This is a genomic window from Cognatilysobacter segetis (assembly GCF_004359965.1).
Lineage (GTDB): Bacteria > Pseudomonadota > Gammaproteobacteria > Xanthomonadales > Xanthomonadaceae > Cognatilysobacter > Cognatilysobacter segetis.
The window spans coordinates 96,229-109,716 of the sequence record NZ_SMRQ01000007.1; the positions used below are offsets into that span (position 1 = coordinate 96,229).

The window sequence follows — 13,488 nt, forward strand, 5'->3', positions numbered from 1 at the left end:
CGTATGAGCGGTTCCGGCGAGCATCGACCGGAGTTCACGGCCGGCGAGCTCGCCGGCCGGTTCGGCCTGAAGCTGCGCGGCGATGCCGCGACCGTGGTGCGCGGCGTGGCGACGCTCGCGGACGGGGCCCCGGATCGCCTGAGCGTCCTCTCGAATTCGAAGTATCGCGGCCAGCTCGCGCAGACGCGCGCGGGCCTCGTCGTGCTCGCCGAGGGCGATGCCGATGCAGCACCGGGCGCGGCGCTCGTCGCACGCGATCCCTACGCGGCGTACGCGCGCATCGCGGCGCTGTTCGAGCCTGCGACGGATGCGGATCCCGGCGTCCACCCGACGGCGTGGATCCATCCGTCCGCCGTCCTCGACGCCAGCGCGAGCATCGGCCCGCACGCGAGTGTGGGTGCGCGCTCGCAGGTGCACGCCGGCGCGGTGGTCGGCGCGGGCTGCGTGATCGGCGAGGACTGCGTCGTCGGCGCGGGATCACGCCTGGTCGCACGCGTCACGCTCGTGACCCGCGTACGCCTCGGCGCGCGCGTGCTGGTGCATCCCGGCGCCGTGCTCGGCGCCGACGGATTCGGCATCGCCATGGATCGCGGCGCATGGCTCAAGGTGCCGCAGCTGGGCGGCGTGGTGGTCGGCGACGACTGCGAGATCGGCGCGAACACGACCATCGACCGCGGCGCGATCGACGACACCGTGCTCGAGGAGGACGTCCGCCTCGACAACCAGATCCAGGTTGGCCACAACGTGCGCATCGGTGCGCATACCGCGGTCGCCGGGTGTGCCGCGATCGCCGGCAGCGCGCGCATCGGGCGCTACTGCCTCATCGGCGGCGGCGCGGGCGTCGTTGGCCACATCGAGATCTGCGACCGGGTGGTGATCACCGCGATGAGCCTGGTGACACATTCCCTGCGTGAGCCGGGCGAGTATTCCTCGGGCACGCCGCTGATGGACAACCGGGCGTGGCGCCGCAATGCCGCCCGCTTCCGCCAGCTCGATCGGCTTTTCCGCGGCCGCCGGGACTGAACCCGCGCCTCCCCGTATCAGTCCCCGCTTCCTCCGCGGCCTTCCCGGCCCGCCCGCAGGACCCGAATGAACCAGACCGTGCAGCTCCCCGTCGACGTCCGCGCCATCGAGAAGATGCTGCCGCATCGCTATCCGTTCCTGCTGGTGGATCGCGTCGTCGAGTTCGAGCCCCGCAAGCGCATCGTCGCCTTCAAGAACGTCACCTGCAACGAGCCGTTCTTCACCGGCCATTTCCCCGGCAATCCGGTGATGCCGGGCGTGCTGATCATCGAAGCGCTCGCCCAGGCCGGCGGCCTGCTCACCACGCTGACGGCGAAGTCCGAGGGCGACGAGCGCGAAGGCGAGAAGCTGTTCTACCTGGTGAAGGTCGACAACGCGAAGTTCACCCGCCAGGTGGTGCCGGGGGATCGCCTCGAGCTGGACGTCGAACTCAAGCGCGTGATCCGCAACATGGCGATGTACGCGGCGATCGCGCGCGTCGATGGCGAGCAGGTCGCCTGCGCCGAGATCCTCTGCGCCGAGGCCCAGGGCTGAGCATGGCGGCCGCGCGGATCCATCCGGGCGCGATCGTCGAGCCGGGCGCAAGGCTCGGCGAGGACGTGGTGGTCGGCCCGTTCTGCTACATCGGCGATGGTGTCGAGGTCGGCGACGGCACCGAGTTCGGGCCGCATTGCAGCGTCATGGGTCCCACGCGCATCGGCCGCCGCAACCGTTTCCTCGGCCACTGCGCCGTCGGCGGCGAGCCGCAGGACAAGAAGTTCGCGGGCGAACGCAGCGAGTTGCTGATCGGCGACGACAACACGTTCCGCGAGTTCGTGACGCTCAATCGCGGCACGGGAAACGGCGGCGGCGTGACGCGCATCGGCAACGGCAACTGGCTTCTCGCCTACGTGCACGTCGCGCACGACTGCAACGTCGGCAACCACTGCGTGTTCTCCAACAACGCCACCCTCGCCGGCCACGTGAGCGTGGGCGACCACGCGATCCTCAGCGGCTTCGTGGGCGTGCACCAGTTCTGCCGCATCGGCGCGCACGCGTTCGTCGGCATGGGCGCGTTCGTCAATGGCGACGTGCCGCCGTTCGTGATGGTCGCGCAGGAAGACTACGGACGCCCCCGCGGCATCAACGCCGAAGGCCTGAAGCGACGGGGCTTCGACCCCGCGAGGATCGCGGCGATCAAGCGCGCCTACCGGGCGCTCTACGTCGCCGGCGGCTCGCTGGACGAGGCGCGCGCGAAGCTGGCGGAGATCGCCGGCGACAGCGACGACGTGCGCCTGCTGCTGGACTTCGTCAACGGCGGCGACCGCCCTCTCCTGCGCTGACCCGCGCGCCGCGCATGCGATTCGACCGCCGCCCCGCCATGCCTGGGATGCAGCACGCATGAGCACCACCGCCGCGTGCTCGACACTCCACCCGGAGACGGCGCCGCGACGCGTTGCCATCGTGGCGGGCGAAGCCTCGGGCGACCTGCTGGGCGCGGGCCTGATCGAGGCCCTGCGCGCGCGCTGGCCCGATGCCGAGTTCGCCGGCGTCGGCGGCGATCGCATGCGCGAGGCCGGCTTCGGTGCCTGGCACGACGCCGGCGAACTCGCGGTCATGGGCCTCGCCGAAGTGCTCAAGCACCTGCCGCGCCTGCTGCGGCTGCGACGCGCGCTGCGCGAGCGCGTGCTGGCGTGGCGCCCGGACGTGTTCATCGGAATCGACGCACCGGACTTCAACCTCGGCGTTGAGCGCTGGCTCAAGGCGCGCGGTATCGCGACCGTGCATTACGTCAGCCCGTCGGTATGGGCATGGCGCGAAGGGCGCGCGGCGAAGATCGGACGCTCGGCCGACCGCGTGCTCTGCCTGTTCCCCATGGAGCCGGCGATCTATGCGAAACACGGCGTCGACGCGCGCTTCGTCGGCCACCCGCTCGCCGATGCGATGGCGCTGCAGCCGGATCGCGAGGCCGCGCGCACCGCGCTCGAGCTGCCGCTGGACGCGCCCGTGCTGGCCCTGCTGCCGGGTTCGCGCACCGGCGAGATCGAGCGCCTCGGCGCGGACTTCATCGCGGCCGCGGCGCGCGTGCGGGCACCGCTGCCCGCGCTTCGCATCGTCGCGCCGATGGCCGACCGCCGCGCCCGGTCCACGTTCGAGCGCGTCCTCGCGCAGTCGCCCGCGCGCGCCGCGCTCGGCGATGCACTGACCGTCATCGACGGCAACGCGCGCACGCTGATGGTCGCGAGCGACGTGATCCTGCTCGCGTCGGGCACGGCCACGCTCGAGGCGATGCTCGCCAAGCGCCCGATGGTGGTGGCCTACAAGGTGGCGGCGTCGACCTACCGGCTGGTGAAGGGTCTGGGCATGCTGAAGGTCGACCGCTACGCATTGCCGAACATACTGGCCGGCGACGACGTGGTGCCGGAGCTCATGCAGCAGGACTGCACGCCCGACCGCCTGGCCGACGCGGTGCTGACCTGGCTCCGCTCGCCCGACGCCGTGGCGGCGCTCGAGCCCCGGTTCATGAACCTGCATCGGGAACTGCGTCGCGATGCGTCCTCGCAGGCCGCGGACGCGATCGTCGAGGTCGTATCCTCGCGGCATGGCTGACCTCGCGCCCGAACTCGAACTCGACATCGCCGACGCGCCGCAGCCGCGCGTCGCCGGCGTCGACGAAGCCGGGCGCGGGCCGCTGGCCGGTCCGGTGGTCGTGGCGGCGGTGGTGTTCGCGCCCGGTCGCACGCCGATCAACGGGCTCAACGATTCGAAGCAGCTCTGCGCGGAGCGCCGCGACGTGCTCGCCGTGCGCATCCGCGAGCGCGCGCTGGCCTGGCATGTCGCGGTGATCGACGTCGGCACGATCGACCGGCTCAACATTTTCCACGCCACGATGCTGGGCATGCGCGAATGCGTCGAGGCCGTGCGCGACGCGGTCGACGTCGCGCGGATCGACGGCAACGTCGTGCCCAAGGGCCTGCCCTGCCGCGGCGAGGCGTGGATCGGCGGCGACGCGCGCTGCCGCTCGATCATGGCGGCGTCGATCCTCGCCAAGACCCATCGCGACGCGCTGATGGTCGAACTGCACGCGCGCTTTCCGCAGTACGGCTTCGACCAGCACAAGGGCTATTCGACGCCGCAGCATCTCGCTGCGCTCGCCGAGCACGGCCCCTGCCCCGAGCATCGACGCTCGTTCGCGCCGGTGCGCGAGCGGCTCGCGTCAGCGGATGATGATCGCCGGGTCGCGCTCCTTTGAGCCCGACCTGATCGCATAGTCGTAGCGCCCCGGTGCGGCGTCCGCGCGACCGCGTGCCACCTGCCGCGCACCGGCCGCCGCCGAATGCACACGCCCTTCCGGACTGGCGGGCATCGCATTGCCGCGCTTGAAGCGGATCTCGAAGGCCTGCGGCGTGCCGTCCGGCCCGCGCCATTCGACGTCGGTGCCGCGGGCCACGCTGCACGTGTCGGGGGTCGCGACGGGCATGCCATCGGGCGCGTAGGCGATCTCGATGAACACCGCATTCGCGGCGCCCGCGGCATCGCAGCGGACGGCGGCCGCGGCGCCACCCGCGCCGGGCGGGCGCGAACAGGCGGCCAGCAGCAGGCCGATCGGAACGGCGAGAACGAGTGGGCGGGTCATGACGTTGCCTCCGGTGTGGACATGAGCGTTGAGAGCAGCGGCCGCAGCACCGGCGACGCGAGCATCCGCTGCGTGGGAATGCCGCCGGCGCGCGCGCGGTCGAGCCGCGCACGGGCGGCGCTGCCGTCGCCGAGCAGCGCGTAGGCCTGTGCGCCGAGGAAGGCGACTTCCGCCGGTTCGCTGCCGAGTGCTTCGGCGCGCGCGAGCGCGTCGCGAGCGGCGTCGCCACGGCCGAGGTTCGCGCGGTACCAGCCGAGCAATGCCCAGGCCTGCGCGTCGTCGGCGCGGATCGACGTGTAGCGCGTCGCGCGGCGCTCCGCGTCGGCGTACGCGGCCGCCACGTCGGCCGACGGCCCGCGCAGTGCAGCGAGCGCATCGCCGAGGTTGCCCCACAGCCGGAAGTCGCGTGCGTCGATCGCCAGCGCGCGACGGTAGAGGTTGACCGCGCCGGCGTAGTCGCGGTCCTCGTAGCGCAGCGAGCCGAAATTGCTGAGCGCGGCGTAGTTCGGCCGCAGCGCAAGCGATCGCTCGAATGCGAGGCGCGCGTCGGCACGTCGGCCGGCCGCGAGGTAGAGGCCGCCGAGACCGCTCCACAGGCGCTCGTCGCCGGGTGCGAGCCCGGTGGCGGTGCGAAACGCCGCGATGGCGCCGTCGGTATCGCCTGCGAGGTAGGCGGCGAAACCGCGTTCGCGATGCAGGCCCGGATCGTTCGGCTGCAGCCGCAGTGCGCGGTCGAAATAGGCGCGCGCCAGATCCGGGCGGCTGAGTCCGGCATACACGCGCGCCAACGCGGCATACGCGGCGGGTCGCAGCGCGGGATCGCCGGCGGCGCGTTCGAGCGGCGGAATCGCGTCGGCTGGGCGGCCCTTGGCGCGGTAGAGCTCGCCCATCGCAAGGTCGACCTCGCGCAGGCCCGGGGCCATGGCGGCGGCCGCGCGGCAGGCGTTCTCGGCGCGGCCGTAGGCGGCGGCATCCATGTCGTCCTCGAAGCGGGTGATCTCGGCGCGGCAGAGCCCGGCCTGCGCGCGCGAGAACTTCGGATCGGCGCGCAGCGCGGCGCTGAAGGCGGCCACGGCGTCGCGATAGCGTGCCTCGCCCTCGCTGCGGTCAAGGCTCTGCAGCCCGCGCAGGTAAGCGTCGTACGCGACGAGGCTGCGGGTAGGCGTCAGGCGCCGCGCGAGACTGTCCCCGGGGGCGTGGCCGGTGAGCGCTTCCACGACCTCCCCGGCGACGTTGGCTTCCAGATCGAAGATGCCCGTCGCTTCGCGCTCGAAGCGACCGGACCAGCGCGTCGCCCCGGACGCGACGTCGACCAGCCAGGCCGACAGCTCCACGCGCCCCCCGACGCGGCGCAGCTGGCCATCGAGCACCGTGGCGACGCCAAGGCGGTGGCCGATCCGCGCCGGGTCGCGACCGCCGAGCACGCGTCGCGGCACGGGCGCGATCTTGACGCCCGGCACCGTCGCGATCGCGTCGTGCAGCTCGCGGGAGACGCCCCGGGCGAAGTAGTCGTCGCCGGCGGCGTCGCCGCTCGCGAAGGGCAGCACGACGATCGACGCATCGCCCGGGGGCGCGGGCGGCGCCCGCGCGCGCTCGCGCAGCGCGAGCAGGCCGGCGAGCAGCAGAGCCACCACCGCCGCCGCACCGATCGCCAGTCGACGCCAGCGCGGTGTCGTCGGCACCGGGCTCGACGTTGGAGCGTTCGGCGTGGAAGTCGGCGCGGGCGCGGGCTCGACCGCCGGAGACGGGGCCGGCGGCGGCGCCTCGACGACCGGCGCCTCGGCCTTCAGTTCCCCCACGAACTCGTAGCCCAGCGCGTGGCGGGTGCGGATGTAGCGCGGCGCATGGGGATCGTCGCCGAGCGCGTGGCGCAGCTGCGCCACCGACCGCGTCAGCACGCCGGGCGTCACGTGCCGATGGCCCCAGACCGCGTCGAGCAGATCGTCGCGCGACACCAGCTCGCCGGGGTGCTGCAGCAGCATCAGCAGGACGGCGTAGGCCTTGGGCTCCAGCGGCAGTTGGCGGCCGTCACGAAGCACCTCGTGCGCCTGCGTGTCCACGCAGACGTCGCTGAAACGGTAGACCGCCGGCGGGGCCGGCGCGTCGGGCGCGGCAGCGACCATCACGGTTTCCTCGCGATTCCATCGCGATCCGCGGCATAGCCGTCGACAAACATCGAAGGGGCCTCATGACCCCGGCATGCGCTGCGGGGACGATGGTCACGGGCCGGATTCGCCGGCACCTTCGCCACGAAAGGTAACGCCATGAACGCCATGCTGACCGCCGAACTTCCTCTGCCCCGATGCCTGTACCAGGGGGCTGATCCACGCCGGCACCGTCGCCATCTTGTCGACGGCGTACGCATCGATCCGGTCGCGGTGGACCGGTTCAACCACGTGCTCCGGCAGTACGCCGACACCGCGCCCGTGCTCGACGCGGATCGCCTGGCGACCGCGGCCCGCGAACTGTCGTCCTCGGACGCGCGCGGGTCCACGGCAGACTGCATCCGGATTCGCTTGTTCCGGGTGAAGGCCGCGCAGGCGATGGCGGCCGACCGCACCTGGCAGGCGCCGGCCGACGTCGTCGTGCTCGTCGGTTCGCTGATCGAGCAGATTCGCCGCGGCGAGCACCTGCTGCCGGGCGGCCTGCCGCGCGTCGGCCACCTCGACGATGCGTTGCTCGTCGAGACCGCGTGGCCGCGCCTGCAGTCCGAGACGATCGCCTACGCCGACTTCCACCGGCTGCGCCGGCTGGCCTGCGAGCGCGGCGAGCGCGCGCGCTTCGATCGCGAGGCGTGGCAGCGCGCCCGCGAGGACGAGGCTCGACTGCTCGCCCACGAGCGCACCAGCCGCGAGAGCTCGTACCTCGCGGAGCCCGCGCCGCGGTTCGCCATCCACTGAACGACCGGGAGGACGACGTTCAGCCGACCGCGCCGTCAACGCGCGTGGCGAGACGGCCGGCTGATACGCTGGCGCGCGCTCTACCGGCCGTCGCATGTCCTCCCGATTCGTCCACCTCCACCTGCACACCGAGTATTCGCTTGCGGATTCCACGATCCGCATCGGCGAGCTCGTCAAGCGGTGCGTGCAGCTCGGCCAGCCGGCCGTGGCGATCACCGACATCAACAACCTGTTCGCAGCCGTCAAGTTCTACAAGGCCTGCGAAGGCGCCGGGATCAAGCCCATCCTCGGCGCCGACGTCGCGCTGGCCGACGGCAACGAGACGCCCTCGCGGATGACGCTGCTCTGCCGCGACCGGCAGGGCTACCTGACCCTGTCGCGCCTGCTCACGCGCATGTGGATGGAAGGCCATCGCAACGACGGCGTGGCGCTCCGCCCCGATTGGCTGCGCGAGGACAACGGCGGCCTGTTCGCACTCGCCGGGCGCGACAGCCTGGCCGGCCAGCTCGCCGCCGGCGCGCGGCACGACCTCGCCGAGGCCTGGCTCGTCGACTGGAAGGAGGTCTTCGACGACCGCCTGCACCTCGAGCTCGTGCGCAGCGGCCGCAAGGGCGAGGAGCCGTTCAACTCGTTCGCGCTGCACGCCGCCTCGCTGCGCGACATCCCGGTCGTCGCCACCAATGATGTCCGCTTCCTCGACGAGGACGGCTTCGAGGCGCACGAGGCCCGCGTCTGCATTTCCACCGGCCGCGTGCTGGACGATCCCAAGCGGCCGCGCGAGTACGCGCCGCAGCAGTTCCTGAAGGCCTGCGACGACATGGACGAGCTGTTCTGCGACGTGCCGGACGCGATCGACAACGCGCATTCGCTCGCGCTGCGCTGCAACGTCGAGATGAAGCTCGGCGAGTACGCGCTGCCGGCGTTTCCGGTGCCGAGCGATCACACGATCGAATCCTGGCTGCGCGGCACCGCGCGCGAGGGGCTCGCGAAGCGGCTGGAGAAGGCGCCGCCGTCGGGCGGGCGCACGCAGGACGACTACGCGCAGCGCCTGGAGCGCGAGCTCGACGTCATCATCAAGATGGGCTTCCCCGGCTACTTCCTGATCGTCGCGGACTTCATCAACTGGGGTAAGCAGCAGGGCATTCCGGTCGGACCCGGCCGCGGTTCGGGTGCCGGTTCGCTGGTCGCCTGGGCGCTGGGCATCACCGACCTCGATCCCCTGCCCTACGACCTGCTGTTCGAGCGCTTCCTCAATCCCGAACGCGTGTCGATGCCCGACTTCGACATCGACTTCTGCATGGACCGCCGCGACGAGGTCATCGACTACGTCGCGCGCAAGTACGGCCGCGACCGCGTGTCGCAGATCATCACCTACGGCACCATGTCGGCGAAGGCGGTGGTGCGCGACTGCGGCCGCGTGCTGGGCCACGGCTACGGCTTCGTCGATTCGATCTCCAAGCTGATCCCGCTGATACCGGCCGACCCGCTCTCGCTGGAGGACGTGCTGGGCCGCAGCGATCGCGCGAAGAAGGATCCCGAGCGCGCGATCGGCGACTTCATCACCCGCTACAACGCCGAGGACGACGTTCGCGACCTCGTCGACCTCGCGCTGCAGCTTGAAGACCTCACGCGCAACGCCGGCAAGCACGCGGGCGGCGTGGTCATCGCGCCGTCGCCGCTGAGCGACTTCTGCCCACTGTTCGCCGAACACGACGAGGGTGGCCGAGGCAGGAATCCGGTCACGCAGTTCGACAAGGACGACGTGGAAGCCGTCGGCCTGGTGAAGTTCGACTTCCTCGGCCTGCGCACGCTCACGATCATCGACTGGGCGGTCAAGGCGATCAATGCGCGCCGCGCATCGACGGGCGAGGAGCCGCTCGAGATCATCGCGCTGCCGCTCGACGATCCGAAGGCCTACGAGGTGTTCGCGCGCGGCGATACCGTCGCGGTGTTCCAGTTCGAATCGCGCGGCATGCGCGAGCTGCTCAAGCGCGCGCAGCCCGACCGCTTCGACGACCTCATCGCGCTGGTCTCGCTGTACCGCCCGGGCCCCATGGACCTGATCCCGGACTTCATCGAGCGCAAGCACGGCCGCCAGGAAGTGGTGTATCCGCATCCGCTGCTGGAGCCGGTGCTCGCGCCGACCTACGGCGTCGTGGTCTACCAGGAGCAGGTCATGCAGACCGCGCAGATCCTGGCCGGCTATTCGCTGGGCGGCGCGGACCTGCTGCGCCGCGCGATGGGCAAGAAGAAGCCCGAGGAGATGGCAAAGGAGCGCGTCAAGTTCGAGGCCGGTGCGAAGGAGCACCACGGCATCGAGCCGAAGGTGTCCGGCCCGATCTTCGACCTGCTCGAGAAGTTCGCGGGCTACGGCTTCAACAAGTCGCACGCGGCCGCGTATGCGCTGGTCTCGTACCAGACGGCGTGGCTCAAGGCGCACTACCCGGCCGAGTTCATGGCCGCGGTGCTGTCCTCGGACATGGACAACACCGACAAGGTGACGGGCTTCCTCGACGAGGCGCGCGTCATGGGCCTCGAGGTGATGCGTCCCGACGTCAACGAGTCCTCGTACATGTTCGAGGCGCGCACGCCGTCGACCATCCGCTACGGCCTCGGCGCGGTGAAAGGCGTGGGGCGCGGCGTCTGCGAGGCGATCGTCGAAGCGCGTCGCGCCGGCCCGTTCAAGGACCTGCTCGATCTCTGCCAGCGCGTCGATGGCAACCGGCTCAATCGCCGCTCGCTTGAAGCGCTCGCGCAGGCCGGCGCGCTCGATGCGCTCGGCCGGAACCGCGCGAGCCTGATGCTGCAGGTTCCGGAGGTCTTACGCGCGACCGACCAGCTATCGAAGGAACTCGCGGCGGGCCAGGCCTCGCTGTTCGGCGGCGTCGACACCGCCGCTCCCGCGCTGCACCTCGACCTGCCGCACAGCGACGAATGGCCGCTGGCGCGCCTGCTCGAGGCCGAGCGCGACACGCTCGGGCACTACCTCAGCGGCCATCCGTTCGATCCGTACCGCGAGGACGTGCACGGACTGGTCGGCTTCGACCTCGGCGACCTCGATCGCATCTGGGCCTCGCGCCCGGATACCGGCGGCCGCGGCGGCTGGCGCCAGGAACTCGAGACGACGGTCGCCGGCCTCGTCGTCGGCTTCCGCAAGAAGGGCGACTCCCAGGTCTTCGTGCAGATCGAGGACGGCCGCGGCCGGCTCGAATGCGCCTTCTTCGCCGAGACCTATGCGGAGCACGCGTCGCTGATCGGCCGCGACCGGTTGCTGGTCATCCAGGGCGGTCTCCGCGAGGACGCGTTCTCCGGCGGCTTCGCGCTCAAGGCGCAGCGTTGCTGGGACTTCGCGCAGGTCTGCGGTAGGCATGCGCAGAAGCTCTCGATCCGGCTCGACCTCCGTCAGCCCGGCACCCTGCAGCGCGTCGAGGCCCTACTCGCGGCCCGGCGGCCGGGGTCCACGCCGCTGCGCCTGCACCTGTTGCTGGACGGCGCCGCCGGCATGGTCGAGCTGGACGGCCCGAACGCCGTACGCGTCGACCAGGAACTGCTGGAGACCCTGCGCGCGACACCGGGCGTGCTGGCCGTCAAGCCGGCCCTGTCCAAGCCCTGGGCGCACTGACCGCGGCGGCACCATACGCCGGCGACGGGCGGATTCCGGCCGTCACCGGCTACACTGCCCGCCTTTCACCCTGCCGGTCGCGCATGAACCCGAACTACCTCGATTTCGAGCAGCCCATCGCCGATCTTGAAGCGAAGATCGCCGAACTGCGCCAGGCGAGCGACGGAAATTCCCTCGACGCCGCCCCCGAAATCCGGGCCCTGCAGGACAAGGCGCGCAGGCGGACCGCGCAGATCTTCCGCGACCTCTCGCCCTGGCAGGTGTCGCAGCTGGCGCGCCATCCGCAGCGTCCGTACACGCTCGACTACATCGAAACGATGTGCGACGAGTTCCACGAACTGCACGGCGACCGCGCGTATTCGGACGACGCGGCCATCGTCGGCGGCATCGGCCGCATCGCCGGCCGCAGCGTGATGATCATCGGCCACCAGAAGGGCCGCGACACCAAGTCCAAGGTGCGCCGCAACTTCGGCATGCCGCGCCCCGAGGGCTATCGCAAGGCGCTGCGCCTGATGAAGATGGCCGAGCGCTTCGGCCTGCCGCTGCTCACCTTCATCGACACGCCGGGCGCATATCCGGGCGTCGGCGCCGAGGAACGCGGCCAGTCGGAAGCGATCGCGCGCAACCTGATGGAAATGGCGGAGCTGAAGACGCCGATCGTCTGCACGGTGATCGGCGAAGGCGGTTCCGGCGGCGCGCTCGCGATTGGTGTGGGCGACCGCACGCTCATGCTCGAATACAGCACCTACTCGGTGATTTCGCCGGAAGGCTGCGCGTCGATCCTGTGGAAGTCGGCGGACAAGGCCAAGGATGCGGCCGAGCAGCTCGGACTCACCGCGCGCCGCCTGCATTCGCTCGGCCTGGTCGACAAGGTCGTGCGCGAGCCCACCGGCGGCGCGCATCGCAGCCCGCGGCGGATGGCCAGGCGCCTGCGCACCGTGCTGCTCAACGAGCTCGACGCGCTCGAAGCGCTGCCGGCCGACCAGCTGGTGCAGCGCCGTTACGAACGCCTGCGCGGCTACGGCGCGTACGAAGCGGCCTGAGGCCCGGCCCGCGGGCCGGGCGCCTGCTCACCGCGTCGATCACGCAGCTTTCGGCCCCGCGGTAGCGCGACGCGGATCACCGCGCCCGCGCTGACTTAGCATGCGCGCATGGCGTCGCCCGTCGAACTCGAACTCGATCTCTCGCTGCTCGCGTCGACGCCGGGGGCGTTCGTCGTCGGGCTCAGCGGCGGGCTCGACTCGTCGGTGCTGCTGCATGCGCTGGCCTCGCTTCCCGCCGCGCGCGATCGCGGCCTGCGGGCCGTCCATGTGCACCACGGGCTGCATGCGGATGCCGACGATTGGCAGGCCCGGTGCGAGCGGCTCTGTGCATCTCTCGACGTGCCGTTGCGGTCGATCCGCGTATGCGTCGAGCCGGCCGGCGACGGGCCCGAAGCCGCCGCCCGGCGCGCGCGCCATGCCGCGCTGGCGTCGGCGCTTGACCGCGGCGACATCCTCGCGCTCGCGCACCATCGCGACGACCAGGCCGAAACCTTCCTGATGCGCGCGCTCCGCGCGTCCGGCCCCGACGGCCTGCGTGCGATGCGCGACTGGCGCGCGTTCGGGCACGGCTGGCTGTGGCGGCCGCTGCTCGCGACGCCCCGCGCGCGGCTCGCGCACTACGCCGGCGCACACCGCCTCGAGTGGGTCGAGGACCCCTCGAACGTCGACACGCGCTTCGATCGAAACTTCCTGCGCGCCCGCGTGCTTCCGCTGCTGCGCGAGCGCTGGCCGCATGCCGACGCCGCGCTGGCCCGCAGCGCGCAGCTCTGCGCCGATGCGGCGGACCTGCTGGCTCACGACGACGACGCGCTGCTTCGCGCCGCGCGCACGGTCGAAGGCGACCTCGACGCCGCGACGCTGCGGGAGGCCACGCCCGCGCGTCGCGCGCGCGTGCTGCGCCTGTGGGTGGCGGGCCTCGGGTTGGCGCCGCTGCCGGCGCAGGGCGTCCGTGCGGTGGAGGCGATGCTGGCTGGACTGCGCGACGACGCCGGCGCGCGCTTCGACTGGCACGGCGCCACGATCCGGGCCTGGCGGGGCCGGCTGCACGGCGGACGCGTACTGCGTCCGCTCGGGGCGTCGCTCGACCTCGCGTGGAACGGGCTCACGCCGCTCGCGCTGCCGGACGGCGGCCGGCTCGAGGTCTCACCCGCCGTCGCGCTGCCGCCGGGCACGCGAGTGCGCGCGCGTGCCGGCGGGGAGCGGATCCGCCTGCCGGGCCGCGAGCGCACGCATTCCCTGAAGCATGCGTTGCAGTCCGCGGGCGTGCCGCCCTGGCTGCGCGAG

Annotated in this window: 11 protein-coding genes; 9 read left to right on the top strand and 2 right to left on the bottom strand. The window is 71.9% G+C overall.

Annotated features, from left to right (window positions below):
* The first annotated feature begins 3 nt into the window (after positions 1-3).
* From lpxD to E4F61_RS02825, 5 genes are all read left to right on the top strand, one after another.
* Positions 4-1,023 (top strand): UDP-3-O-(3-hydroxymyristoyl)glucosamine N-acyltransferase, encoded by a 1,020-nt coding sequence (gene lpxD, locus E4F61_RS02805; RefSeq protein WP_133478130.1) that lies wholly within the window; start codon positions 4-6, stop codon positions 1,021-1,023.
* 66 nt (positions 1,024-1,089) lie between these two features.
* Positions 1,090-1,557, top strand: a complete 468-nt coding sequence (gene fabZ / locus E4F61_RS02810; RefSeq protein ID WP_133478132.1) for a 3-hydroxyacyl-ACP dehydratase FabZ — start codon at positions 1,090-1,092, stop codon at positions 1,555-1,557.
* Positions 1,558-1,559: 2 nt separating this feature from the next.
* Positions 1,560-2,345 (top strand): acyl-ACP--UDP-N-acetylglucosamine O-acyltransferase, encoded by a 786-nt coding sequence (gene lpxA, locus E4F61_RS02815; protein WP_133478134.1) that lies wholly within the window; start codon positions 1,560-1,562, stop codon positions 2,343-2,345.
* A gap of 58 nt (positions 2,346-2,403) precedes the next feature.
* Positions 2,404-3,612, top strand: coding sequence for a lipid-A-disaccharide synthase (gene lpxB / locus E4F61_RS02820; RefSeq protein ID WP_133478136.1), 1,209 nt, complete (start codon positions 2,404-2,406; stop codon positions 3,610-3,612).
* The gene (locus E4F61_RS02825; RefSeq protein WP_133478138.1) at positions 3,605-4,255 is read left to right on the top strand and encodes a ribonuclease HII; all 651 of its coding nucleotides are present in this window, start codon (positions 3,605-3,607) and stop codon (positions 4,253-4,255) included. Before lpxB ends, E4F61_RS02825 begins: the two co-directional genes overlap by 8 nt.
* Here the strand turns inward: E4F61_RS02825 and E4F61_RS02830 are convergent.
* Positions 4,220-4,639 carry a hypothetical protein gene (locus tag E4F61_RS02830; RefSeq protein WP_133478140.1) on the bottom strand — a complete coding sequence of 140 codons (420 nt, stop codon included), beginning with the start codon at positions 4,637-4,639 and terminating at the stop codon, positions 4,220-4,222. The two genes, E4F61_RS02825 and E4F61_RS02830, sit on opposite strands and share 36 nt — an antisense overlap.
* On the bottom strand, positions 4,636-6,762 hold the full coding sequence (locus tag E4F61_RS02835; RefSeq protein WP_133478142.1) for a tetratricopeptide repeat protein: 2,127 nt from the start codon (positions 6,760-6,762) through the stop codon (positions 4,636-4,638). The genes E4F61_RS02830 and E4F61_RS02835 overlap by 4 nt, the downstream gene beginning before the upstream one ends.
* A gap of 141 nt (positions 6,763-6,903) precedes the next feature.
* Between E4F61_RS02835 and E4F61_RS02840 the strand changes: the two genes are divergently transcribed.
* The 4 genes from E4F61_RS02840 to tilS form a co-directional block, all read left to right on the top strand.
* Positions 6,904-7,539: a hypothetical protein gene (locus tag E4F61_RS02840; protein WP_133478144.1), complete on the top strand. Its 636-nt coding sequence runs from the start codon at positions 6,904-6,906 to the stop codon at positions 7,537-7,539.
* 94 nt (positions 7,540-7,633) lie between these two features.
* Positions 7,634-11,161 carry a DNA polymerase III subunit alpha gene (dnaE, locus tag E4F61_RS02845; protein WP_133478146.1) on the top strand — a complete coding sequence of 1,176 codons (3,528 nt, stop codon included), beginning with the start codon at positions 7,634-7,636 and terminating at the stop codon, positions 11,159-11,161.
* 83 nt (positions 11,162-11,244) lie between these two features.
* Positions 11,245-12,204: an acetyl-CoA carboxylase carboxyltransferase subunit alpha gene (locus tag E4F61_RS02850; RefSeq protein ID WP_133478148.1), complete on the top strand. Its 960-nt coding sequence runs from the start codon at positions 11,245-11,247 to the stop codon at positions 12,202-12,204.
* A gap of 108 nt (positions 12,205-12,312) precedes the next feature.
* Positions 12,313-13,488: tRNA lysidine(34) synthetase TilS (tilS, locus tag E4F61_RS02855; RefSeq protein ID WP_133478150.1), on the top strand; the 1,176-nt coding region annotated here is incomplete at its 3' end.

Bases quoted from the DNA above. Each gene is read 5' to 3' on its own strand.
- lpxB (WP_133478136.1), top strand. From the start codon at position 2,404: ATGAGCACCACCGCCGCGTGCTCGACACTCCACCCGGAGACGGCGCCG.
- fabZ (WP_133478132.1), top strand. From the start codon at position 1,090: ATGAACCAGACCGTGCAGCTCCCCGTCGACGTCCGCGCCATCGAGAAG.
- E4F61_RS02850 (WP_133478148.1), top strand. From the start codon at position 11,245: ATGAACCCGAACTACCTCGATTTCGAGCAGCCCATCGCCGATCTTGAA.
- E4F61_RS02830 (WP_133478140.1), bottom strand. From the start codon at position 4,639: ATGACCCGCCCACTCGTTCTCGCCGTTCCGATCGGCCTGCTGCTGGCC.
- lpxD (WP_133478130.1), top strand. From the start codon at position 4: ATGAGCGGTTCCGGCGAGCATCGACCGGAGTTCACGGCCGGCGAGCTC.
- lpxA (WP_133478134.1), top strand. From the start codon at position 1,560: ATGGCGGCCGCGCGGATCCATCCGGGCGCGATCGTCGAGCCGGGCGCA.
- E4F61_RS02825 (WP_133478138.1), top strand. From the start codon at position 3,605: ATGGCTGACCTCGCGCCCGAACTCGAACTCGACATCGCCGACGCGCCG.
- E4F61_RS02835 (WP_133478142.1), bottom strand. From the start codon at position 6,762: ATGGTCGCTGCCGCGCCCGACGCGCCGGCCCCGCCGGCGGTCTACCGT.
- E4F61_RS02840 (WP_133478144.1), top strand. From the start codon at position 6,904: ATGAACGCCATGCTGACCGCCGAACTTCCTCTGCCCCGATGCCTGTAC.
- dnaE (WP_133478146.1), top strand. From the start codon at position 7,634: ATGTCCTCCCGATTCGTCCACCTCCACCTGCACACCGAGTATTCGCTT.